The 21713-nt window shown below is 72.3% G+C and carries 27 protein-coding genes; 8 read left to right on the forward strand and 19 right to left on the reverse strand.

Going from position 1 to position 21713, the window contains the following annotated elements:
* Positions 1-242: 242 nt before the first annotated feature.
* The 3 genes from ACIA47_RS30935 to ACIA47_RS30945 all read right to left on the reverse strand — a co-directional run bounded on the left by ACIA47_RS30935 (position 243) and on the right by ACIA47_RS30945 (position 2938).
* Complete coding sequence (locus ACIA47_RS30935) at positions 243-887, reverse strand: response regulator (protein WP_396711848.1); 645 nt, start codon at positions 885-887, stop codon at positions 243-245.
* The gene (locus ACIA47_RS30940) at positions 878-2056 is read right to left on the reverse strand and encodes a sensor histidine kinase (protein ID WP_396711850.1); all 1179 of its coding nucleotides are present in this window, start codon (positions 2054-2056) and stop codon (positions 878-880) included. The genes ACIA47_RS30935 and ACIA47_RS30940 overlap by 10 nt, the downstream gene beginning before the upstream one ends.
* 99 nt (positions 2057-2155) lie before the next feature.
* Entirely contained in the window at positions 2156-2938 is a 783-nt protein-coding gene (locus tag ACIA47_RS30945; RefSeq protein WP_396711852.1) for a DedA family protein, read from the reverse strand.
* A gap of 82 nt (positions 2939-3020) precedes the next feature.
* Here ACIA47_RS30945 and ACIA47_RS30950 point away from each other — a divergent pair, with 82 nt between their 5' ends.
* The 4 genes from ACIA47_RS30950 to ACIA47_RS30965 all read left to right on the forward strand — a co-directional run bounded on the left by ACIA47_RS30950 (position 3021) and on the right by ACIA47_RS30965 (position 5506).
* Positions 3021-3746 (forward strand): nitrilase-related carbon-nitrogen hydrolase, encoded by a 726-nt coding sequence (locus ACIA47_RS30950; protein WP_396711854.1) that lies wholly within the window; start codon positions 3021-3023, stop codon positions 3744-3746.
* Positions 3747-3755: 9 nt separating this feature from the next.
* Entirely contained in the window at positions 3756-4589 is an 834-nt protein-coding gene (locus ACIA47_RS30955) for an MOSC domain-containing protein (protein WP_396711856.1), read from the forward strand.
* A gap of 39 nt (positions 4590-4628) precedes the next feature.
* Positions 4629-5129, forward strand: a complete 501-nt coding sequence (locus ACIA47_RS30960) for a DinB family protein (RefSeq protein ID WP_396711857.1) — start codon at positions 4629-4631, stop codon at positions 5127-5129.
* A gap of 206 nt (positions 5130-5335) precedes the next feature.
* A complete protein-coding gene (locus ACIA47_RS30965) occupies positions 5336-5506 on the forward strand; it encodes a GNAT family N-acetyltransferase (RefSeq protein ID WP_396711943.1) in 171 nt (56 codons plus the stop codon).
* Here ACIA47_RS30965 and ACIA47_RS30970 read toward each other — a convergent pair.
* From ACIA47_RS30970 to ACIA47_RS30995, 6 genes are all read right to left on the reverse strand, one after another.
* The gene (locus ACIA47_RS30970; RefSeq protein WP_396711859.1) at positions 5496-6137 is read right to left on the reverse strand and encodes a histidine phosphatase family protein; all 642 of its coding nucleotides are present in this window, start codon (positions 6135-6137) and stop codon (positions 5496-5498) included. The genes ACIA47_RS30965 and ACIA47_RS30970 overlap by 11 nt on opposite strands.
* A gap of 33 nt (positions 6138-6170) precedes the next feature.
* Entirely contained in the window at positions 6171-7616 is a 1446-nt protein-coding gene (locus ACIA47_RS30975; RefSeq protein ID WP_396711861.1) for a serine/threonine-protein kinase, read from the reverse strand.
* A 98-nt stretch (positions 7617-7714) separates the two neighbouring features.
* Positions 7715-7918 carry a hypothetical protein gene (locus ACIA47_RS30980; RefSeq protein WP_238410297.1) on the reverse strand — a complete coding sequence of 68 codons (204 nt, stop codon included), beginning with the start codon at positions 7916-7918 and terminating at the stop codon, positions 7715-7717.
* Between the two features lie 2 nt (positions 7919-7920).
* On the reverse strand, positions 7921-8985 hold the full coding sequence (locus tag ACIA47_RS30985) for a LacI family DNA-binding transcriptional regulator (protein WP_396711864.1): 1065 nt from the start codon (positions 8983-8985) through the stop codon (positions 7921-7923).
* Between the two features lie 114 nt (positions 8986-9099).
* Entirely contained in the window at positions 9100-9987 is an 888-nt protein-coding gene (locus ACIA47_RS30990; protein WP_203117331.1) for a helix-turn-helix transcriptional regulator, read from the reverse strand.
* Between the two features lie 142 nt (positions 9988-10129).
* Entirely contained in the window at positions 10130-10369 is a 240-nt protein-coding gene (locus ACIA47_RS30995) for a DUF397 domain-containing protein (RefSeq protein ID WP_091406718.1), read from the reverse strand.
* A gap of 264 nt (positions 10370-10633) precedes the next feature.
* On the opposite strand from ACIA47_RS30995, the gene ACIA47_RS31000 reads away from it, so the two are divergent.
* The gene (locus ACIA47_RS31000; RefSeq protein WP_203117328.1) at positions 10634-11284 is read left to right on the forward strand and encodes a GGDEF domain-containing protein; all 651 of its coding nucleotides are present in this window, start codon (positions 10634-10636) and stop codon (positions 11282-11284) included.
* Between the two features lie 4 nt (positions 11285-11288).
* On the opposite strand, the gene rox is transcribed toward ACIA47_RS31000, so the two are convergent.
* Positions 11289-12716, reverse strand: a complete 1428-nt coding sequence (gene rox / locus ACIA47_RS31005) for a rifampin monooxygenase (protein WP_396711867.1) — start codon at positions 12714-12716, stop codon at positions 11289-11291.
* A gap of 161 nt (positions 12717-12877) precedes the next feature.
* Entirely contained in the window at positions 12878-13150 is a 273-nt protein-coding gene (locus ACIA47_RS31010) for a hypothetical protein (RefSeq protein WP_396711869.1), read from the reverse strand.
* 125 nt (positions 13151-13275) lie between these two features.
* On the opposite strand from ACIA47_RS31010, the gene ACIA47_RS31015 reads away from it, so the two are divergent.
* A complete protein-coding gene (locus ACIA47_RS31015) occupies positions 13276-13920 on the forward strand; it encodes an NAD(P)H-dependent oxidoreductase (RefSeq protein WP_203117320.1) in 645 nt (214 codons plus the stop codon).
* A 98-nt stretch (positions 13921-14018) separates the two neighbouring features.
* Here ACIA47_RS31015 and ACIA47_RS31020 read toward each other — a convergent pair whose 3' ends face one another.
* Positions 14019-14510, reverse strand: coding sequence for a type II toxin-antitoxin system PemK/MazF family toxin (locus ACIA47_RS31020; protein WP_030336385.1), 492 nt, complete (start codon positions 14508-14510; stop codon positions 14019-14021).
* Positions 14511-14560: 50 nt separating this feature from the next.
* Here ACIA47_RS31020 and ACIA47_RS31025 point away from each other — a divergent pair, with 50 nt between their 5' ends.
* Both ACIA47_RS31025 and ACIA47_RS31030 read left to right on the forward strand, forming a co-directional pair.
* The gene (locus ACIA47_RS31025) at positions 14561-15076 is read left to right on the forward strand and encodes an NUDIX hydrolase (RefSeq protein WP_396711872.1); all 516 of its coding nucleotides are present in this window, start codon (positions 14561-14563) and stop codon (positions 15074-15076) included.
* A gap of 26 nt (positions 15077-15102) precedes the next feature.
* Positions 15103-16335: a hypothetical protein gene (locus ACIA47_RS31030; RefSeq protein ID WP_396711874.1), complete on the forward strand. Its 1233-nt coding sequence runs from the start codon at positions 15103-15105 to the stop codon at positions 16333-16335.
* Between the two features lie 100 nt (positions 16336-16435).
* On the opposite strand, the gene ACIA47_RS31035 is transcribed toward ACIA47_RS31030, so the two are convergent.
* The 7 genes from ACIA47_RS31035 to ACIA47_RS31065 all read right to left on the reverse strand — a co-directional run bounded on the left by ACIA47_RS31035 (position 16436) and on the right by ACIA47_RS31065 (position 21697).
* The gene (locus ACIA47_RS31035) at positions 16436-16750 is read right to left on the reverse strand and encodes an FtsX-like permease family protein (RefSeq protein WP_396711876.1); all 315 of its coding nucleotides are present in this window, start codon (positions 16748-16750) and stop codon (positions 16436-16438) included.
* Positions 16677-17219, reverse strand: a complete 543-nt coding sequence (locus tag ACIA47_RS31040; RefSeq protein ID WP_396711878.1) for a hypothetical protein — start codon at positions 17217-17219, stop codon at positions 16677-16679. The genes ACIA47_RS31035 and ACIA47_RS31040 overlap by 74 nt, the downstream gene beginning before the upstream one ends.
* Positions 17220-17389: 170 nt before the next feature.
* The gene (locus tag ACIA47_RS31045; protein WP_396711880.1) at positions 17390-17941 is read right to left on the reverse strand and encodes a DUF2267 domain-containing protein; all 552 of its coding nucleotides are present in this window, start codon (positions 17939-17941) and stop codon (positions 17390-17392) included.
* 40 nt (positions 17942-17981) lie between these two features.
* On the reverse strand, positions 17982-18380 hold the full coding sequence (locus ACIA47_RS31050) for an NUDIX domain-containing protein (RefSeq protein WP_203117302.1): 399 nt from the start codon (positions 18378-18380) through the stop codon (positions 17982-17984).
* 51 nt (positions 18381-18431) lie between these two features.
* Complete coding sequence (locus ACIA47_RS31055; protein ID WP_396711945.1) at positions 18432-19787, reverse strand: MGH1-like glycoside hydrolase domain-containing protein; 1356 nt, start codon at positions 19785-19787, stop codon at positions 18432-18434.
* 50 nt (positions 19788-19837) lie between these two features.
* A complete protein-coding gene (locus tag ACIA47_RS31060; protein WP_203117300.1) occupies positions 19838-20659 on the reverse strand; it encodes a sugar phosphate isomerase/epimerase family protein in 822 nt (273 codons plus the stop codon).
* Positions 20660-21697, reverse strand: coding sequence for a zinc-binding dehydrogenase (locus ACIA47_RS31065; protein ID WP_203117297.1), 1038 nt, complete (start codon positions 21695-21697; stop codon positions 20660-20662).
* Between the last annotated feature and the right edge of the window lie 16 nt (positions 21698-21713).

A 21713-nucleotide genomic window follows, 5' to 3' on the forward strand; every position in this document is an offset into this window, starting at 1 on the left:
ACCACCCACACAGCGCCGGCCTTACAGCGCCGAACCGGCCCTCACCCGGGGTGATCCACTCGGGTTCACGGAAGTCGGGGCATCCCGGACTCCCGGACACACCCCGACTTCAAGGAACCCGAGTCGATCATGCTAGGCCCGGCCCGCGCCCGGCCTCCGATCCGCATGCCCGGCCCGCGTGCCCGGCCCGCGATCCCGCACGTCGGGGCGGCCGCCTTGCCCGGCCTATGAGCCTGGGCGGTTCAGGTGCCCAGGTAGCGCAGGATTGCGAGGATTCGTCGGCTGTAGCCCGTTGTGTGCGCAAGACCGAGTTTGTCGAAGATGGCGTTTACGTGCTTCTCGACCGCGCTCTGCGATACATGAAGCCGCTGGGCGATGGCGAGATTCGTGTGCCCCTGGGCCATCTCGTGCAATACGTCCCGTTCGCGCTGCGTGAGCCGATCAAACGGGTCGGGCCGGTCTGAGCCGGCCACCACTTGGCGGACCACATCCGGGTCGAGGGCGGTGCCTCCGGCGGCGACCCGGTCGAGTGCGTCGAGGAAGTCGTCCACCTGGGCGACCCGGTCCTTGAGCAGGTAGCCGACTCCCTCGGGACGGTCCGCGAGCAGCCGCCCGGCGTAACGCCGCTCGACGTACTGGGAGAGCACGAGGACGCCGGTGTCGGGCCACCGACGACGGATCTCCAGGGCGGCCCGTAGCCCGTCATCGGTGTGGTTGGGTGGCATCCGGACGTCTGTGACGACCACGTCGGGACGGGATTGTTCGACCGCCTCGACAAGCTGGTCGGCGGTCCCCACCGCCGCGATCACCTCGTGGTCCTCGTCGGCGAGCAGCCTCGTCAGGCCCTCCCGGAGCAGCGTCGAGTCTTCGGCGAGGACTAGTCGCACGGCAGCTGCGCCAGCACGGTTGTCGGACCGCCGGCCGGGCTGGTGACCAGCAGCCGGCCGTCCAGCGCGGCGACCCGACGCGCGAGCCCGGACAACCCGCGTCCGGTCGGTTCCGCCCCGCCGACGCCATCGTCGTGTACGCGCATCCGGATCCACCCATCCCGTACTCCGATTTCGACAGTGACCAGGGTAGCGGCGGCGTGTTTCGCGGCGTTGGTGAGCGCCTCGCAGGCCACGAAGTACAGCACCGTCTCGACCTGCCGCTCGGGGCGGACCGGCAGCTCGCAGCGGATCCGCACCGGCACCTCGTATCCGCGGGCGACGATGGCCAGGACCTCACCCAGATCGCTGTCGTCCAGCGCTGACGGGTAGACCCGCCACGCCACCTCGCGCAACTCTTCGATGGCCCGCTGCACATCCTCGTGCGCCTGGGCGAGCAGTGCGTGTGTGCGGTCGGCGTCGCGGGCGCGCCGGGCACGGCCGAGCAGCATGCCGAGGGCGACCAGCCGCTGTTGGAGGCCGTCATGCAGATCGCGTTCGATGCGCTGCCGTTCGGCGTCGACCGCGGCGATGACCCCGGCCCGACTGGTGGTGAGCTCATGGACCCGCCGCGTCAGCTCCGCCCGACTTCCCGGCCCGAGCAGTCGTCGCGCCAGCCGGATGTCCAGCGCGGCGATGCTGGCAACGGCCTGGACGTTGAGCAGTAACAGCACCGCCCCGACGGCGATCTGGGACAGGGCGTCGAGGAGGGTCAGCTCTCCGCGCACCGCCGCGCGCAGCACGATCCCGGCCAGCACCACGCCGACGCCGAGCACGGCGTACGCCAGCAGGCCGAGCGTGCCGGGTAACAGTCGGGCGGCCAGGTAGCCGAGCTGCCGGCGGGTCGCCACGGTGTTCGGAGCGGGCAGATCCTCCGCGGCGAGCAGCCCGGCAAGGCGACGATGTTCCATCCGCACCAGCCGCCTCCCGTACCGGTCGGTCAGGCGAGCAACGCGACGGCCGGCCGCAGGCGCTACCGCGCGCACGCTGGATGCGACGGTCGCAACGGCGAGGAAGGCGAGCTCGACGGCGGCCGTCGCGATGCCGACGGCGACGCCGAGCGGTAGCCGGAGCCGAAGCCACCACCCGCCGGTTCGCCGCTCCCCCACCACCTCGCCCGCCTTCCGCACTACGCCTGTCCCCCTGCTCTGCGTCATCTGACCCGCCCGCAGGCGACCGCGGGTGGCGCGTGGGGTGAAGCAGAGCAAAGGAAACCAGAAGAGGGCTGGTTAGCGCTCGTCCGAGGCCCACGATCCGCTTCGGTAGAGGGTGCCGCGACCGCCCGGGTCGGGCATCCCGTTCAGTGCGCTCTGCTCGGGTTCGGTCGGCTCGGGGTTGCGGGCGGCGCGGCGGGCCTTCAACACGCGGGACCCGACGAACCAGCCGGCCGCCGCCACGCAGACCACGATCACCACCTTCTGGAGCGTGCCGACGTAGCCCTCGACGAGGTGCCAGTTGTCGCCCAGCAGGTAGCCCGCGAGCACGAAGGTGGTGTTCCAGATCAGGCTGCCCAGCGTGGTGTAGAGCAGGAACGTGGTCACCGGCATCCGCTCCACGCCGGCCGGGATGGAGATCAGGCTGCGGAAGATCGGGATCATCCGGCCGAAGAAGACAGCCTTCACACCGTGCCGCAGGAACCACGCCTCGGTCCGGTCCACGTCGCTGAGCTTGACCAGCGGAAGCCGGGAGACGATGGCGCGCATCCGGTCGCGCCCCAGCGCCGCGCCGATCAGGTAGAGCGCGAGCGCGCCCACCACCGAACCCAGCGTGGTCCAGAAGATCGCACCGACCAGACTCATCCGTCCCTGCGCGGCGACGAACCCGGCCAGCGGCAGGATCACCTCACTGGGGATCGGCGGGAAGAGGTTCTCCAACGCCACCGCCAGACCGGCACCCGGCCCGCCGAGTCGTTCCACCAGGTCAGTGACGTAACCGACGATCCCGTCCTGTGGTGGTTCCGCTGCGGCGGCGGGGGTTCCGGTGGCGAACACGGCGTGGGACGTTCGAATCATGCGCCCACGTTACGAAGTCATCCTGAGAGTCGACCATGGGGCCGACCGCCCGACCGCGCGGGTCGACCACACCGGTGGGGGTGTGGAAAGCCGCACCCCGCTGCGGCTCGCGGTGGTCCAGCCGCCGTGCGTACCCCTGGATGTCGCGGCAAACGCGCGGGCGCACGCCGCCGCGGTCCGCGCGGCGCGCGCCCGGGTGGTGGTCTTTCCGGAGCTGTCGCTGACCGGGTACGAGTTGGAAGCGCCGGTCGTGTCGGTCGACGACCCGCGGTTGGCGCCGCTGGTCGAGGCGTGCGCCGAGGCGGGTGCGCTGGCCCTGGCCGGTGCGCCGATCGCGGGCGACCACATCGCGATGCTGGCGGTGACCGGCGGCGGTGCGACGGTGGCGTACCGGAAGATGTGGCTGGGGGACACGGAGGCCCGCCGGTTCCGGCCGGGCGATACCCCGGTCGTGCTCGATGTGGACGGTTGGCGGGTGGGGCTGGCGATCTGCAAGGACACCGGCATGGCCGCGCACGCGGACCGGACGGCCGCGCTCGGGATCGACGTGTACGCGGCGGGCGTCCTGGAGTCGGCGCGCGACGCCGCCGTGGTGGACCGGCGGGCGCACCGGGTCGCCACCACGCACCGGGTCTGGGTGGCGACGGCGAGTTTCGCCGGGTCGACCGGCGGTGGCTACACCGAGGCGGCGGGGCGGTCGGGTGTCTGGACGCCGGACGGCGAGGTGTACGCCCGCGCGGGCACCGACCCGGGCGAGTCGGTCAGCGTCAGCCTCACGTGGCCCGACCGTGGTGGCAGGCGCGGTTAGGGTGACAGGATGATCTCCGGACGGGTGGTGCAGCTGCGGCGGTACCCGGTGAAATCGCTGCTCGGAGAGCGGACCTCGACCGCCGACATCGGCGAGACCGGCGTCGCGGGTGACCGCGTGCTGGCCCTGCTGGATCGGACCAGTGGACGGGTGGCCAGCGCCAAGCAACCCCATCGCTGGCGCGACCTGCTCACGCTGCGAGCGACCGGCGGGGCGACCGATCCGGTACGGATCACAGTGCCCGACGGTCGACACCTGTCGAGCGAGGACCCCGACATCGACACGGCGCTCAGCGCGGCGGTAGGCCGCCCGGTGACCCTCGTCGACGCCGTACCGCCCGGCGCCACCCTGCTGCGCTCGCACCCGGAGGCGGTGCTCGCCGCCGCTCTCACCGACGAGGTCCCGGCCGACGAGAGCCGGCTCGGGTCGGTGCTGCCCGGCACCTTCTTCGACTTCGCTCCGATCCACCTGGTCACCACCGCGACCCTGGACCGGATCGCCGGGCACCTGCCGCCCGGGGCGGGGACGGTGGAACGCTACCGGCCCAACCTGGTGCTCGACACGGACACGGATGCCTTCGCCGAGAACGACTGGGTCGCCCGGGAGCTGCGCGTCGGCCCGGACCTGGTGCTCGCCGTGCTCGCGCCGACGCCGCGCTGCGCGGTACCGACGCTCGCGCACGGCCGGCTGCCCCGCGCGGCCGGGGCGCTGCGGGTGCCCGCCCGGCTCAACCGGATCGAGCCGCTGCCCGGGATGGGTCCCCAGCCGTGCGTCGGCGCGTACGCCACTGTGGTGCGTTCCGGACGGGTGGCGGACGGCGACCACGTTACGGTCGGCCCATGAGTGTTTGCGCGTCGGTGATGACCTTGAAATGCTTCGGGAATGACCTCCTTCCCCCCGACCTTCGCCGATGATGTCGTCGGCCGGTCAGCTCAGGCGCAGTTCGAGGCGTTCATCGACGAGCACCGCAGAGCGCTCAACGGCTACCTGGACGGGCTGACCGAGGAGCAGGCGCGCCGGTCGTTGGTGCCGTCCCGGACGACGCTGCTGGGTCTGGTGAAGCACGCCGCGTTCGTGGAGAAGGTCTGGTTCGACGAGGCCGTCACGTGTCGGCCCCGGGCCGAGATCGGCATCCCGGCCACGCCGGACGAGTCGTTCATCCTCGACGACGGCGACACGATCGCCACCGTCCAGCGCGCGCACCGGGAAGCCTGCGAAGCCTCCCGCCGCGCCACGTCCGGCCTCGGCCTCGACGACCTGCTCCGCGGCAACCGGCGCGGCCCGCTGCCGCTGCGCTGGGTCTACCTGCACGTGCTGCGCGAGTTCGCCCAGCACTGCGGGCACGCGGAGATCCTGCGCGAGCAGATCCTGGCCGCCGAATAGCACCGCCGCATGCCCAAGCTGGTCACGCCCACCGTCCGCCTGCACGCCGCCTGGCTGGAGGCGCACGACGAGTGGGGTCCCGGCCTCCACGAGGACGGTTTCGGTCTGCGGTCGACCGATGAGGTGCGCTCGCCGGACGGGTTCGCGGCCACATCGGATACGGCATCCGCCCGTCGGCACGCCGCCGCGGGCTGGCGACCTGGGCACTGGACCGGATGCTCGGCGAGGCCCGAGCGCTCGGGTTGGATCGGGTGCTGCTCGCCTGCGAGGCGGACAACACCGCGTCGGCGAAGACGATCGAGCGCCTCGGCGGCGTCCTTGAGGACATCCGAGACACCGAACTCGGTCCGGCCCGGCGGTACTGGATCACGCTCTAGCCCACCCCCCGGTGTCGGCGAAGCGACGCAGCGTCCAGCGGGCCGGCGGCCAACCGCCCGGGTCGTGGTCGGTGGTCCATTCGGTGATCGAGGCCGGGGGTACGTCCAGGTCGAACGCCCGGAAGACCGGCTGCGCGCCGAGCGCGTGGAAGGCACCCTCGACGGTCTCGCTGTGGCCGACCAGGACCACCGTGGAGCCCCGGTGCCGGTGGGCGATCTCCATGATCGCGCGGCTGACGCGGACCACCAGTTCGGCCCAGCTCTCGTTGCCCTCCTCGAATGGTCGGAACACGCCGCCACCCGCCACCGCGTGGTCGGTGCGGAAGAGGGCGGTCGGCAGGCCGTCGGCGTACGGGGGTGTGTGCCAGGTGCAGAGACCACAGTCGGCCACGGGCCGGACGCCGAACGCCGCGCCGATCGGTTGCGCGGTCTCGACGGCCCTGCGCAGCACGGACGAGTAGACCGCCACCGGCCCGTCTGCGGCGACCTCGCCGGCGAGCCGGTTGGCCAGGCCGTGTGCCTGCTCGTGGCCGAGGGCGGTGAGGCCCCGACAGCCACGTGGCCCACCGACGATTCCTTCGAGCTGGTGGACCGACTCGCCGTGTCGCACGAAGATCAGACGTGTCCGCATCGGCACATCATGCCAGCGGTATCGACGGCGGTATCAGTCGTCCGTACGGCTGGTGGAGAAGCTGCCGGCCCGGGCGAGCAGAGCGTCCAGTTTCGCGCCCGTCTGCGCTGGTAGGCGGTCCCGCCGCACCAGCTCGGCGATGTGGTCCCGTAGGTCGGCGACGCGCTCGGCGCGGTCCCTGGTGCGCCGGTTGAGGTCGGCGAGGTCGTCACGCAGGTCTTCGGCGGTCTTCCGGTCGACGTCACCGCGGGCGAGGACGGCGGCGAACTCGCTGCTCACCTCCCGGAAGCTGACCGGTAGCTGCTGCCCGACGGTCGAGGGCGCGGTGCTGGCGGCGGGGGGTGGCGAGGATGGTGCGGCCGGCGTCGGCGAGTGTGTCGTGGGCGCGGGGGCCGGGGCGGAGGTCGACGGCGCGGCGGCGATCTCGGCCGGGTCGGGTGTGCCCGGGTTGCCGAGCGGGTTCTCCGCGAGCAGGACGCCGCCGCCGATCAGCATGGCGAGCACGGCCGCGACGAGCGCGACGAGGGGCCGACGCGACCGGCGTCGGGCCGGCGCGGCGGTTGCCGGGACGGGGCGGGCCACCACCGACCGGTCGATCAGGGTGGGCGGGTGGGCGGCCGGCCGGATGCGCAGCAGCTCGGTGGGCGGCTCGACCGGCTGACCGGCGCCGAAGCGGCGGGCCAGATGCGCGGCGCTCGGCCGGTCGGCCGGGTTGGCGGCCAGGCAGGCGACGGTCAGCTCGGCGATGTCGGCGGGAAGACCGGGCACCCGTAGCGGCGGCACCGGGGTGCCCCTCCGGTGCACCTCCAGCGCGTCCTCCCAGCTCTGCACGGGCAGTGGCGCCTGCCCGGTGAGAGTGCGGTAGAGCAGTGCGCCGAGGGCGTACACGTCGCTCGCCGGGTCGGGCGGGCCGGCGGTCAGCCGTTCCGGGGCGAAGTAGGCGGGGGTGCCCATCAGCGGTTCGCCGGACTGGCTGTCGAGGCCGCCGAGCGCGGCGATGCCGAAATCAAGCACCTTGGCGCCGGTGTCGGTGAGCATGACGTTGCCGGGCTTGACGTCGCGGTGCACGACGCCGATGCGGTGCGCGGCGGCCAGCGCGGCGGCGATCTGCCCGGCCACCCGGACCGCCTCCGGCCAGGGCAGCGGCCCGGTCCGCAGCCGGTCGGCCAGGTTGTGACCGTCGACGAGCTCCATCACCAGGTACGGGACCACGACGCCGCCGGCCAGGGTCGCCTCGGCGTAGTCGTACACCTGGGTCACGTGTGGGTGGGTCAGCCGGGCGGCCGCGCGGGCCTCGCGTTGGATGGTGGCCCGCAGCTGCGGGTCGGTGGCGAACTGCCCGGCGAGCACCTTGATCGCGACCGGCCGCCCGAGCACCTCGTCGTCGCCTCGCCACACCTCGGACATGCCACCGAGACCGATCCGCTCGTGCAGTACGTAGCGGTCGTGGAGGCGGAGAGTGGGCGTGAGCGGCGACATGGCTTCACCAGTCTGCCTGGCAACACCGCACTCGACCACTCTGCGTGCCCGGACCCACACTGTTCGTCCCGTGCGTACCGGAATGGGTTTGGTGCGGGTCAGGAGCAGCGCGGGGTGCCGGGCAGCGGTCGCGGTTGGATGCGGTCGGCGAGCCGGCGCAGGGCGAGTGCGGTGGCCTGCCGGGTCGGGGCGAGCAGGGCCCGGCGGGGGTGTTCGACCTGGACCGGAGCGTCCGGTCGGGCCGAGTTGACGTGCCGGTCCATGGCGTCGAGCGCGGTGATGTATCCGGTGGGAAGTTCCATGGTCAACTCCTTGGGACAGGTCCGGTGGAGCTCCGGACGACGAGTGTGGTGGGCAGCAACAGGTGACCGGCCGCGGCGTCCGCGGGCGGGTCGAGCAGCAGTTCGGCGGCGATCCGGCCCTTCTCCTCGGCCGGTTGCCGGACGGTGGTGAGGCCGGCCGCGGCGGCCTCGGGGACGTCGTCGAAGCCGGTCACCGAGACCGGGGGACGATCATGGGCCGGCCGTGCGGCCAGGGCGTCCAGCACACCGAGCGCGAGGACGTCGGAGCCGGCCAGCACGGCGGTCGGCGGTGCGGGTTGGTCGAACAGCCCGGCGATGGCTGCGGCTGCAGCCGGGCGGCTGTTGCCGGGAACGTTGACCACTGTCAGCTCGGCCCAGCCGAGGCCGACCTCGGCGAAGGCGTCGGCGAATCCGCTGAGCCGACCACGGGTGGTCGGATGCGGCACCTGGTCGACCCCGGCCACTGTGAGCGGGCCGGCCGGCGCGTCGGACAGCACGGAGTCGGCGATCAGCGCCACCCGACGGTGCCCGAGCCCAGCGACGTGCGCGGCGGCGCTGCGCGCGGCGGCCCGCTCGTCGATGCCGACGAACCGTTCGTCGGCGCCGGCGTCGTCGCGGGCGGCGGTGCTGACGAACGGCAGCCCGCGTTGGCGGATCACGTCCAACGCCCATTCCTCGTCGGCGACGCAGTAGACGCAGAACCCGTCGACTGCGGCGTTCTCCACCGCCCGTCGGGCGTCGGTCACCGCCGGGGGCAGTGGCACCAGCAGCATGCTGGTGCCGTGCCGCTCGGCCGCAGCGCCGACACCGGCGAGGAAGCGGACCGCGAACGGGTCGGTGAAGGCGTACGACAGTTGCGAGGTGAACAGCACCCCGATCGACCCGACGAAACCTCGGCGCAGGGAGCGCGCGGTCGGGTTGGGGCCGGGGTATCCGAGTTGCCGGGCGGCGTCCAGGATCCGCTCGCGCAGACTGGCGGAGAGCTGGTCGGGGCGGCTGTAGGCGTTGGACACGGTGCTGCGCGAAACGCCGACGGCGTCGGCCACGGCTTGCAGTGTTGGCTTCACCCGGCACCTCTCTGTATCGATCCAGTCTGTATCGATACAGAGACTAGCCCGGCCGGTCGGCGTCGGTCAATACGTGAGCTGAGAGTCCCGCCTGCGGGGGCCTACGGCCGAGAGTCAGGCGGGGTAGGAGTCGTCCAGCAGTCGCCCGAGGATCTCCGCCGTACGCTCGGGCGGCTCGGCTTCGACACAGAGCCGCTCCATGGCCACCGCGTAGTAATCCAAATCGTCGCGCTTGTCGAGGTAGATGGCGCTGGTGAGCTGCTCGATGTAGACGATGTCCGGAAGCTCCTGGTCGCCGAAGCGCAGGATGGTGAAGGCACCCCCGGCGGCAGCGTGGCCACCGGCGGCGAACGGGATGACCTGCAACCGGATGTGGGGTGACTTGGTCGCCTCGATGAGCGCGGTGAGCTGACCACGCATGACCTCGGCGCCGCCGATGGGCCGGCGCAACGCCGCCTCGTCCACCACGGCCCAGAGCTGCGGTGGGTTCTGCCGCTGGAGCAACTGCTGACGCTGCATCCGCAGCGCGACCCGCCTGTCGATCTCGCCCGGACCGGCCGCGCCGTGCCCGAGCAGCACGACCGCCCGGGCGTACTCCTGGGTCTGCAGGAGGCCGGGAACGAACTGCACCTCGTAGCTGCGGATCAGCGCGGCGGCGGCCTCCAGGCCCAGGTACGACTGGAACCAGGACGGCAACACGTCGCCGTAGCGGTGCCACCAGCCGGGGCTGTTCGCGTCGCGCGCGAGCTTGAGCAGCGCGTCGCGCTCGTGGTCCTCGGTCACGCCGTAGAGGGTCAACAGGTCGGCGACGTCACGCTCCTTGAAGCCGACCCGACCCAGCTCCATCCGACTGATCTTGGATTCGGAGGAGCGGATCTCCCAGCCGGCGCCCTCCCGGGTCACCCCGCTGGACTCCCGGAGGCGGCGCAGTTGGGCGCCGAGCAGCATGCGCAGCACGGTCGGCCCGGTTGTCGGGCCACCCTCGGCGGGAACCATCGTCACGTGCGGACCTCCGGACACCGACCCACGACGGCCGGGCGCCCCGGCCCGGCCGACGTGTAAGCATGCCATGGACCGACAGTGAGATGAACTCCTCCGCGCCGGTGAATCAGTCCCGCCACCGGGACGACCCACCCCCGGACGGTCAGTTGATCAGGTGGTCGAAATCTCCGTCCCGCGCACCGAGAACGAAGGCGGCGATCTCATCGACCGTGTAGATCAGCGCCGGCCCTTCCGGGTGCCGTGAGTTGCGGACCGCGATGCCCGCTCCCTCGGGCAGTTCGGCCAGTTCGACGCAGTTGCCGCTGGGGTTGCTGCGGCGACTCTTCTGCCAGCTCAGCGGAGGCAACTGGTGGATCGGTACGCCATTGGGTGGCTGCTGCATGGGGGCGTCTTTCTGTTACGAGCCCGCCGGTGGCCGTGGGAGGAGCGGTGACGGCGAGGGGGTGCGGTATCGACATTGGACGGTTCTGCACGTGCATCTGCTATTGCATCTGCATCCGACGGCGAGCATGATAACGCACATGATCGGTGCCCATCCGTTCACTTTGAGTTACCCCCACACGGGCAACGATCAGGCAAAACTGGGCCCGACGCGGTGCGCCGCGTCAACCGAAGGCTGGAGGCGGTCGCGGCGATGGGAGGGTTCGTGCCGGATCCGATGAGTGTCGCCTCCGGCGTCTGCGCGGCGGGCGCGCTGCTCTCCTCCTGGCAACTACGCCGACGGGCGGTGCGCGCCGAGGCCGAAATCGGTCACCTCCAAGCGGAGCTGGCCGCCGAACGGCACGCCGCCAGTCACGACCCGCTCACCGGGCTGCCCAATCGGCGCGCCTTCTACCGCCTGGCAGCCGCCCTGCTCACCGACGCCGCCGGCCAGCCGCTGATCGCCGTGGTCCTCGACCTGGACGACTTCAAGCAGATCAACGACCGGTACGGGCACGCCGCCGGCGACCAGGTGCTGATCAGTGTGGCCGAACGGCTCGCCGGCTTCGCCGGGGACAACCTCGTGGCGCGCCTCGGCGGCGACGAGTTCGCCGGGCTGCTCTCCAGCCCCACCGTCGACCGGCGCTGGATCGAGCACTCCACCCGCCGGCTCAGCGAGACCGTCGCCGCGCCGATCCGACTGAGCGGGTGCAGCGTCCGGGTCACCGCGTCCGTCGGGCTCGCCCCGGTGACCGGCCCGGCCCAGCTCACCGACGCGCTCAGCCGCGCCGACGCGGCCATGTACCAGGCGAAGAGCCTCGGTGGCGCCCGATCGCCCCGCCAACTGGTCGACAGCGCGTTCCTCGGCGAGCACTGACCGTTCAGGTGGCCGGCGCGCCGAACCACCGGGGCAGCTGGCTGAGCAGGTCGGTCTGATCGTCGCCGACCCACGCCACGTGACCGTCCGGCCGTAGCAGCACGGCGGGCACCTCCAACTCCTCGCTGACGTCGACGACGTGGTCGACCCGCTCCGCCCAGCCGGCGACCGAGAGCCGGCCGGTCTGGTCGAGCAGCAGGCCGCGGCCGCCGTGCATCAGCTCGTAGAGGCGCCCCCGCTTCAGCCGTACGTCACGCATGTGGCGCCCGAGCATGTCGTGGCCCGCCCCGAAGTCGTAGCGGACCCCGATCGCGGTGATCTTTTCGATCAGGTACCGGTTGACGTCCTCGAAGTCCAACAGCTCCGACAACAGTTGGCGCACAGACCGCGGCCCCGGCTCGGGTGCGAGCAGCAGCATCTGCGCCCGGGTGTTGTTCAGCACGTCCGCGGCCACCGGATGCCGTTCGCTGTGGTAGCTGTCCAGCAGCCCCTCCGGCGCCCAGCCGTTGAGCTCGGCGGCCAGTTTCCAGCCGAGGTTGAACGCGTCCTGGATGCCGAGGTTGAGCCCCTGCCCGCCGGTCGGCGGGTGGATGTGCGCCGCGTCGCCGGCCAGCAGCACCCGGCCGACCCGGTAACGCTCGGCCAGCCGGGTGGCGTCACCGAAGCGGGAGAGCCAGCGCGGTGAGTGGACACCGAAGTCGGTGCCCGCGTACACCCGCAGTTGGCGTTTGAAGTCGTCGATGGTCGGTGGGACCGTGCGGTCCTGCACCACACCCTCGGCCGGGACGAGGACGCGGTACACCCCGTCCCCGAGGGGCCCGAGACCGAATCGGAGATGAGTCCTGCGTACCTCGGCCACCACGTCGGCCACCGTCTCCGGCGGCACGCCCACCTCCATCTCGCCCAGCAGCGTCTCGACACTGCTGGGCTCGCCGGGAAAGCCGACACCGAGCAGCCCGCGTACGGTGCTGCGACCGCCGTCGCAGCCGACGAGGTAACGCGCACGCAACTGTGTGCCATCGGCCAGCCGCACGGTCACCCCGTGGTCGTCCTGGCTCAGCCCGACGAGTTCGCTGCCGCGCCGGATCTCGACGCCGACCTCGCTGGCGTGCTCGCTCAGGAGACGGTCGGTGATGGTCTGCGGAATGCCGAGGACGTACGCGTGTGCGGTGTCCAGCCCGCCCGGCGACGGCTTGGGAATCGCGGCGAAGAAGCCCCCGACCGGGTGCTGCTGTCCGAGGGCGAGGAACCGCTCCAGCAGACCTCGCTGGTCCATCACCTCGATGCTGCGTGCGTGCAGGCCGAGCGCGCGGACGTAGCTGGTCGGCTCCGTCTCCTTCTCGAGCACGAGAGCGTGCAGCCCGTGCAGCCGCAACTCACTGGCCACCATCAAGCCGGTCGGTCCGCCGCCAGCAATGATGACATCAATCATGGAATCCCCCGATTTTCCCAGATTTGGGCGTCGGCTGGAGATTCTGCGGCATCACCCGGGTCTTGCCGCAAGGCCCCCGGTGCGATATATGTTGGAAGTGGCAGAGAGCGGATCCGTTCTCTGCCTTACTTTTTGTCAGGTGTAGATGACGTGGTCGCCGCTCAGGGCCGCCGGTCACTGTCGCGCAACGCCGCGTGGGCGAGAGTGACCAGACCCACCGGTGACACCAGCCCTCGCACGATCCGCGCCGCCCGGCCGCGGTCGGCCGCCTCGGCGTCGAGGTCCAATGCCTGACGGATCCAGTCGCTGAGGTCGTCGAGCGCGCGGACCGCGAGGAACCAGGCCAGGCGCACCGGCTCCATGGTGGACAGTTGTAGGCCGAAGCCCTTCCGTACCTGTTCGGCCACCTGCCGTGCGGCGACGTCCTGCACCATGCGGACACCATGCCAGCGCTCCGGCCACCGACCCAGCGGTTTTGCCGGTCGCCGGGGTGTTCTGAGACGTCCTATCCGGGTATGGCAAGCCAGTACTCGAATCACGACCGCCGAGAGGACCCGACGTGGCGACCATCCGCGCCCTCGTACTCAACTGCACCCTCAAGCCGTCGCCTGGGCCGTCGAGCGCCGAGCAGCTCGGTAGGGAAGTGCTCGCCGAGTTGGCGGCGCAGGGCGTGGAGGGCGAAATGATCCGGGTCGTCGATCACGACGTGCGTTTCGGGGTGTCAACGGACGAGGGCGACGGCGACGGTTGGCCGGCGATCCGCGCCAAGCTGATGGCAGCCCAGGTGCTGATCATCGCCACGCCGATCTGGCTCGGTCAGCCCTCCAGCGTCTGCAAGATGGTCCTCGAACGCCTCGACGCCGAACTCTCCGAGACCGACGCCGAGGGCCGTCTCCGCACCTACGGCAAGGTGGCCGGTGTCGCCGTGGTCGGCAACGAGGATGGCGCCCACCACAGCATCGGCGAGGTGCAGCAGGCACTCAACGAGGTCGGGTTCACCATCGCCGCTGCCGCCGCGACCTACTGGGTCGGCGAGGCGCTGCACACCGTGGACTACCGCGACGCCGGCCCCAAGCCCGACACCACCGGCCGCACCACGAAGGCTTTGGCGCTCAACACCGCCCACCTGGCCCGACTCCTCGCCGACCAGCCGTACCCGCCGCCGGACGCGAAGAGTGCCGCAGTCGGCCCGAGCCGCGAATAGACCTCACCGCCAGGTGCGTCACTGCCCGGGCTTCCCCACTGCTGGGACAGCTCGGCGCGCGGCTCGCTAGCGATTCGCCCCAGCCGCACCGGGCGCGGTCAGCGCCAGCCGTAGCCGGCGCGCAACGCCTGCCCGACCCGGTCGAACCGGGGCCGGTCCAACACGGCGCCCTCCCGACGGATGCTGTCCTCGCGCATGGTGAGCACCCGGTCCAGCCGGACCCAGCTCGGCCGGTTGTCGCGGTCCCACTCCCCCGGCCCGAGCGCGAACCAGTGCCGCTGCCCGTCCCGCTCGCTCTGGCTGGACAGCATCAACCCGAACAGGGTCCGGCTGTGCCGCCCGACGACCAGCACCGGCCGGTCCTTGCCCTGGCGCGGGTCGTCCTCGTACGGCACCCACGTCCAGACGATCTCGCCCGGGTCGGCCTGACCGTCCCGCTCCGGAGCGTAGGTCAGCTCCCGACGCTGCAACGCGCTCACCTGACGGCGGCGGGCCACCTGCGCGGGCGCCGGCCCGGTACGCCGGGGCGACGGGATCACCGCACCGACCCGGGAGATACGCGCCGCGACATTCCTCAACAGACCAGCCACGGGAGGCAGCCTACCCACCGCCGAAGCGGACGGTACGACAGACTGGCCCGATGAACGAGCTGCCCCGTGACCTGCCGATCCTGGAGCGACGCGCGGTGCGGGTCGTGGTCACCGACGGCACCGACCGGGTGTTGCTGTTCCACACCCGCGACCCGGACCACCCCCGGCTGGGCACCTGGTGGGAGCTGCCGGGCGGTGGCATGGATCCCGGTGAGACCTATCGCGACACGGCGGTGCGGGAGCTGCGGGAAGAGACCGGCATCGTGATCACCGCCGACCAGGTTGGTGCGCCGAACTGGCGGCGGCGGGCGAGCTTCCTGCACCGCCAGTTGCGGCACGTCCAGGACGAGGTCGTTGTCGCCGTACGGCTGGCCGGCCCTGGCCCGGACGTGGACGAGGCGCACCGGCTCGACTACGAGCGGGAGGACTACTTCGGCTTCCGCTGGTGGCCGTTGCCGGAGGTGGTGACCAGTCGGGAACGGTTCTACCCTGGGCAGCTCCCCCGGCTGATCGCCCCGTTTCTGGCCGGCACGGAGATCGACGAGCCGTTCGAGCTGTGGTCGTGAGCCGGGCCGGCGGGCAGAGTGGGGACATGAGGAACGATCTGCACGGGCCGCTCTCCGCGTACGCCGCGCGGCTGCACGCCACGGCCGGCGACCGACACCACGTCGCCTCCCCGCTCGGTGCCTGGCTGCTGCTCGCGGTCGCTGCCACGACGGCCGACCCGGCCACCGCGGAGGGAGCAGCCGCGGAGCTGGCGCAGGCGCTGGGCACCGACCTGCCGAGCGCGGCCGAGGTGGCCCGAACGCTGTTGGACGCGCCGCACCCGCTGGTCGGGTCCGCCACCGCGCTCTGGCACCGACCGGGGCAGGGCGACGGCGGGCCGGCGGCGTGGCGGGCTGCGCTGCCAAACACGACCGAGGTCGGCGTCCTACCCGATCAGGCCGGGTTGGACGCCTGGGCGCGCGAGCACACCCTCGGCCTGATCGAGACGTTTCCCCTGCGGGTCGGGCCGGACGTGGTGCTGGCCCTGGCCAGCGCGTTTGCCACCCGGGTGTCCTGGGCGACCCCGTTCGACGTCACCGACGCACGCGCTCTCGGCGCTGGCAGCCCGTGGGCCGGTCGACTGCGGCAAGCACTGCGCAGCCCGAGCCAGGGCCACCGCTGCGCCATCGTGTCCACCGCACAAGCGGGTGACGTGGTCGTGCACGCCGCACCGGCCCAGACGGCCGACGGCGCGGGGCTGGTGGTCCTCTCGGTGGCCGCCGCACCGCAGGTGCCACCGACCCAGGTGCTGGCCGTCGCGTACGACCTCAGCGCCGGCGCGGCCGACGGCGCGCAACCGGCGGGCAGCCGCTCGCTGTTCGACCTGCCGCTCGGCGAGACTCCGCTGTGGACGCTGACGGAAGAGCGGGTACGCACCCAGGCCCGCGACGGCCGCGAAGAGCGGCACACCGCCGTCCTCCCCTGCTGGTCGACGCGGAGCGACCATGACCTGACCGCCCCTGCGCTCGGCTTTCCCGCCGTGGCGGCCACGCTGGCGACGGCGATGGCACTGCCGGTGGAGCGCTTCGAGGCACGGCAGACGGCGGTGGCCCGGTTTGACCGGTACGGCTTCGAGGCGGCCGCCGTGACCGCCATGTTCGGGCTGACCAGCCTGCCACCGGAGGGCGTGGCCCGCATCGCCGAACTGCGCTTCGGCCACCCGTACGCGGTGGTGGCCGTCGCCACCGACGCCGGGGCCGACGGCGTCACCGGCCCCTGGCACGGGGTGCCGGTCTTCTCCGCCTGGGTCGCCGAGCCCGAGGAGGCGTCCGAGGCATGAGTCACCTCGCGGAGGAGCAAGCCCGAGGAGGTGTCGGTGGCCGACGCCGCCGACGGGTGACCCGGGCCGAGGAGTCGTAGCCCGATCAGCCCCTGTGGCCTCATTGGTCGGCGAGCAGAGCGGCGGTCGGCAACCGCCGGATCACGATCGCCGGGACCAATGCGGCGAGCACGGTGAGCAGCAGCGCCGCCCCGGTCACGGCCAGCGCCAGCATCGCCAGCCGGCCATCCACCCTGCCGACCAGCAGGGCCACGGAGCCGAGGCCGGCGGCGACCCCGAAAACACAGCCGAGCACTCCGACGCCGAGCGCCTCGTAGATCAGCAGCCGGTTGAGCGCGGAATCAGGCCAGCCGATCGCCCTGAGCGTGGCGAACTCGGCCGCTCGCTCCCGTGGCCTGGCGGACCCGGGTGCCATCGGCGTACACGAACCGTTGGTCGCTGATGTCCGCCAGCGGCACCAGCGGTCGTCGCGACACATAGACGTAGGTTGGCGCCGCCGCCAACGTGCTCAATCCGCGCTCCCCGCTGATCCGGGGAGCGATTTCGATGACCTGCCGCTCAGCCGACCTGTCGACCTGGTCGGTCAGGTCCACCCGCGGCTCGACTCGGAGATCGGCGATGCCGAGGACCGCCAGTGGGGCAGCCACCTCGACGCCGGAGATCCCTTCGATCAGCCGCCACTGGTCCAGCCCGATGCCGCCGTAGGCCGCTGTGGGCCGGTCCTGGTGGAGCAGGCCGATGGCCGGTGACGCGGGGTGGACCAGGATGTCGTACGACGGACGGAAGTGCCCGTCGACGGAACCGCTCGCGACCGGTCGGGAGGTGCTCGCGGCACCCGTGAGCACGGTGAACCCGGTGGTCGCGACCAGTACAGCGGAGAACACTGCGAGGCTTCGGCCCGGTGTGTTCCGCAACTGCGATCGGACCATCCGCAACGTCGCCCAGCCCGGTATTGCTCGCATGAGGAGGCGAAAGTACCTGACAGAGCGTTAGTCCCTCAGCCCGCTCTGTCGGCCACCGACGGATGCGAGTGGATCTCGCCGCGGCCGCCGGGTCAGGGCATGTAGGGGCCCGGCGGGGTGGGCGCGGCTCCACCTCCGCCGTCGCGCGGCAGTCGCGCCACCATCTCCCGGAATTCCCGTACCGTCATCGCCGTCCGCAACGTCGCGAAGACGGCGCCGGTTCCGGCGCGGGCGGTGGCCGGGTCCACCCCGGCACGCTGTTCGACCCGACGAAGGAACTCCGTCGGACCGGCCTCCATCGGGGTCGCGCCGGCACCGCCGACCTCCAGGCCCACCCCGCTGGTCAAGCCATTGGCGTCGGCATCCGGGCCGAGGGCCCCGGCCGCATCCGGGGCTGGAAGGGCCGTCCCGGCCGCATCCGAGGCAGGACCGGAGGCCCCGGCCGCATCCGGGGCCGGGCCGGTCAGGTAGCCGTCGACCTCGTTCGGAAGGTGCCCGACGAGGTCGCCGGGCGCGTCGCCGGTCACCCGCTCGGCCAACGTCTGGAGCACGGCGCGGGCGAGCACGGCGGCTTCCTCGGCCGGCAGGCCGGACCGTTGGGACACCGCGTCGATGAAGTACGGGAACCCGTCGCCGTCGGTCACGCTCGGCCGGTTACCCCTGGCCGGCCGCGACAAACTGCTGCTAGACGAGCAGACCCTCGGCCAGCAGGTGGTCGAAGATGATCTGGTCGACCGGCGAGGTGCGGTGTCGGTCCGCGTACCCGAGCCAGGCCATCTCGGCGATCTCGCTGGCCGGCCGCAGTTGTCCTCGATAGCCGGCCCGGTAGCAGGTCATCCGCACGGTGATGCCGGTCGTGTGGCCGTGCGCCTGAGCGGTGAAGGTGCCCAGGTGCACGGCACCGGGCACGTCGACCTCGACACTCAACTCCTCGTCGATCTCCCGACGCAGGGTCTCCAGGTCGGTTTCGCCCGGCTCGCGCTTTCCGCCCGGCAGGTACCAGACGTCCTTGCCCACCGACCGCGTGCTGAGCACCCGACCGTCCTCGACGAGGATCCAGGCCACCTTGTCGATCTCGCGCACGTTGCTCCTTACGGCCGCCGGGATCGGGGACGCTACCACCCGGCGGCGCGCTCAGTCGGCGAGCAGGTCGAGCAGCAGCGCGGCGGTCCAGCTGAACGCCGGTGAGCCCAGCCCGGCGCCGGTGTCCGGGTGGAAGTACTCGTGGCAGCCGGCCCCGGCGACCAGACCGATCATCGAGCGGCGCAGCCCGGCGGCGAGCTCCGGGTGCCCGTGCCCGAGCAGCCCACACCGGACCAGCCAGCCGATGTTGAGCCAGCTCGGCCCGCGCCAGTAACGCAGCGGCTCGAAGTCGGGCGCGGTGCGGTCGTAGGTGGGCAGCGGCCGGTCCATGAGACTGGCCACCCCGAAGCGCGCCGACCGGGCCTCGACGACCAGCGCGTCGGCCTGCCGGGTCGGCAGGTCGGGCAGGATCAAAGGGGTCAGCCCGAGCACGGTACGGGCGCTCACCAGGCGGTCGGTGCGCAGGTCACGGGGCTGGAACGTACCGGTTTCCGGGTCGTACAACCGGCGCAGAAGAGCTTCGGTGATGCGGGCCGCGCGGGCCCGGTGCGGCCCGGGGTCGTCGCCGACGAGCGCGGCGATCTCGGCGAGGGCGTGTTCGGCGGCCCCGAACGCCGCGTTGAACAGCGGGCACTCCACCAGGAACGGGTGCGCGGTGGCCAGGTGGCGGTCGGAGTAGCCGTGGTCGCGGTAGGCGGCGACGATCGCCAGGTAGCGCGCGTAGTCCAGGTCCGTGGGGCGGTGCGCGGCGTCGGCGTGCGTGGTGTCGTGCCGACGGTACGCCCGCATGACGGCCGCCTCGGCCGGCACCGCGGCCATCGGCTCGTCCCACGCCGGGCTGTTGTCCAACCCGGACTCCCACGGGTGGACGATGCAGACCAGCCCGTCACCGGCCACGTCCCGCCGGTCGGCCAGGTAGCGCTGTTGGGCGACCAGCGCGGGATAGAGCCGGCGCAGCCCGGCCAGGGCGGGGGTGGGGTCGGGTGCCCGCCGGTACGCCAGCAACGCGGCGAGCGCGTGCACCGGCGGCTGGACCAGACCGGAGGTGGCCACCGTCGGTGCTCCCGGCACGTCGGCCGAACGCCACATCTCCGGCCCCGGGAAGTACGCGCCGACCCGCAGCGCCGGGTTGAACACGATGTGCGGCACCCGTCCGTCGGCCCACTGCGCCCGGAACAGGCTGGCCAGCTCCCGCCAGGCGCGCTCAGGGCGGACCTGGGCCAACCCGATCGCGATGAACGCGGAGTCCCAGCTCCACTGGTGCGGGTAGAGCGTGCGCGAGGGCACCGTGTGGTCGTGCTCCCAGTTGGCGTCGAGCGTGTCGACAGCGAGACGACGCAGCACGGCCGCGTCGGCCGGGCCACCCGTGCCGGCGGCGTCGGCGCGCGTCGCTCCGGCGTCACCGATCCCGTCGACACCGGCGGTCGCGTCGACGCTTGTCGGCCCGGTGTCGGCGGTCACGCGGCGGCCCGCCGGGGCAGCGCGTGTCGCAGCACCGTGGCGGCCTGTTGCAGGGCCCGGACCGGGTCGCCTCGGAGCCGGCACTCCAGCGCCAGCCAGCCCCGGTAGTCCAGCTCCAGCAGGGTACGCACCAACGCCGGCCAGTCCAGGTGCCCGGCGCCGGGCTGGTACCGGTTGGAGTCGCTGACCTGGACGTGCCCGAGGTACGGCGCGGCGGAGCGCAGGGCGCGGTGCACGTCGTCCTCCTCGATGTTCATGTGGAAGGTGTCAGCGACCACCCGGACCGACGGCAACCCGAGCGCGGCGCAGAGCGCCACCGCCTCGTCGAGACGGTTGACCATGTGGTCCTCGTACCGGTTGAGGGGTTCCAGGAAGAGGGTGACCCCCTCGGCCCGGGCGTGTTCGCCCAGCTCGCCGAGGGCGTCGAGGAGCACCTGCCGGTCGCCGTCCGGGGCCCGGGGCGGCTCGAACGGCGGCAGTCGTCGAGAGAACATCCCCCAGGCGGCCGGGGTCATCACCCCGACGCCGCCCAGCTCGGCGATCACCGAGAGTTGGGAGCGCAGGTTACGGACGGCGTCGGCGGACCGGGCCGGGTCGAAGTCGCCGATGAAGTGGTCCATCTCGACGCAGACGGTGGGCATCACCACCCCGGCGGCGCGGGCCCGGCGCAGCTCGGGCAGCCGGCGGGCGAACGCCAGGTCGCCCCGGCCGCGTAGCTCGATGCCCTGGTAGCCGAGGGCGGCCGCGAGGGCGTACTTCTGGATCAGGTTGGCGCCCGGCAGGAGTTGTTCCTGACAGGCCAGCGCGATGGTGGTCATTTAGAACCTCAGCACGACTTGGAGGACGTCACCGGCGCCGCGGTCGAGCAGCGCGAGGGCGTCGGCGACCGCGCTGGCGTCGACGATGTGGCTGACCAGCGGCAGTGGATCGACGCTGCGGTCGGCCACCAGGTCCATGAAGGTCTGCGCGACCCGGTCGCCGGTCCACCGGCCGGCCATGCTCGGCGCGGGGGTGGGCCCGGAGACCTGGGCGGCCACCAACTGGATGCGGTTGTGGTGGAACTCCTCGCCGAGGCCGAGCGCGTCGGCCTGGCCCTGGTAGAAGCCGGCGGCCACGACCCGGCCGGCGTGGGCGGTGGAGCGGATCGCTTCGTGCAGCGCCGGGTACGCGCCGGACAACTCCAGACAGACGTCGGCTCCCCGGCCGTCGGTGGCCTGGCGCAGCACGGCGGCGGCGGAGGTGACAGCGGCGTCCACTGTGGAGTAAGCGCCGTATCGGGCGGCGTGCTCCAGCCGGTCGGGAACCGGGTCGACGGCCACCACCCGGGCCCCGGAGAGCACCGCGAGCCGGGTGGCGAGCAGCCCGATGACGCCCTGGCCGAAGACGCCGACCCAGTCGCCGAGGTGCAGGTCACCGGCGAGCACGGCGGTCAGCGCGATGGCGCCGGGGCGGGCGAAGACAGCGGCGAGCGGATCCAGCCCGTTGGGGAGCGCGCGGACCGCGTCGGCGGCGAGCACGGCCTCGGCCCGGTGCCCCCAGATGCCCCAGACGAGCTGCCCCGGCTGCCGGTCGGTGACCTCCGGCGCGACCTCGATGACCTCCCCGACCTCTTCGTAGCCGAAGCCGATCAACGGGTAGGGCACCGGCGTCTGTCGGGGAACGAACATCCGGGCGGCGTCGTCCCAGTCCTTGCTGAGCCGGGGATTGCTGCCCCGGTAGAGGGTCAGCTCGGTGCCGGCGGAGATGCCCGAGTAACAGGTGCGGACTCGGACCTGGCCGGGGCCGAGCGGATCCGGCGGGCAGGGCTCAAGGCTGATGCGTCGAGGCCCGGCGAGAGAGACCACCCAGTTGCCCATGTGTCACATCCCGGTA

It is taken from the genome of Micromonospora sp. NPDC051227, assembly GCF_044455385.1.
Lineage (GTDB): Bacteria > Actinomycetota > Actinomycetes > Mycobacteriales > Micromonosporaceae > Micromonospora.

Coding starts and splice junctions, on each gene's coding strand:
- ACIA47_RS30960 (WP_396711857.1), top strand. CDS start 4,629: ATGACCTCCTTCCCCCCGACCTTCGCCGATGATGTCGTCGGCCGGTCA.
- ACIA47_RS30995 (WP_091406718.1), bottom strand. CDS start 10,369: ATGCAGCAGCCACCCAATGGCGTACCGATCCACCAGTTGCCTCCGCTG.
- rox (WP_396711867.1), bottom strand. CDS start 12,716: ATGATTGATGTCATCATTGCTGGCGGCGGACCGACCGGCTTGATGGTG.
- ACIA47_RS31030 (WP_396711874.1), top strand. CDS start 15,103: ATGAGGAACGATCTGCACGGGCCGCTCTCCGCGTACGCCGCGCGGCTG.
- ACIA47_RS30975 (WP_396711861.1), bottom strand. CDS start 7,616: ATGTCGCCGCTCACGCCCACTCTCCGCCTCCACGACCGCTACGTACTG.
- ACIA47_RS31065 (WP_203117297.1), bottom strand. CDS start 21,697: ATGGGCAACTGGGTGGTCTCTCTCGCCGGGCCTCGACGCATCAGCCTT.
- ACIA47_RS31035 (WP_396711876.1), bottom strand. CDS start 16,750: ATGGCACCCGGGTCCGCCAGGCCACGGGAGCGAGCGGCCGAGTTCGCC.
- ACIA47_RS31010 (WP_396711869.1), bottom strand. CDS start 13,150: ATGGTGCAGGACGTCGCCGCACGGCAGGTGGCCGAACAGGTACGGAAG.
- ACIA47_RS31060 (WP_203117300.1), bottom strand. CDS start 20,659: ATGACCACCATCGCGCTGGCCTGTCAGGAACAACTCCTGCCGGGCGCC.
- ACIA47_RS30970 (WP_396711859.1), bottom strand. CDS start 6,137: ATGCGGACACGTCTGATCTTCGTGCGACACGGCGAGTCGGTCCACCAG.
- ACIA47_RS30955 (WP_396711856.1), top strand. CDS start 3,756: ATGATCTCCGGACGGGTGGTGCAGCTGCGGCGGTACCCGGTGAAATCG.
- ACIA47_RS31025 (WP_396711872.1), top strand. CDS start 14,561: ATGAACGAGCTGCCCCGTGACCTGCCGATCCTGGAGCGACGCGCGGTG.
- ACIA47_RS30980 (WP_238410297.1), bottom strand. CDS start 7,918: ATGGAACTTCCCACCGGATACATCACCGCGCTCGACGCCATGGACCGG.
- ACIA47_RS30945 (WP_396711852.1), bottom strand. CDS start 2,938: ATGATTCGAACGTCCCACGCCGTGTTCGCCACCGGAACCCCCGCCGCC.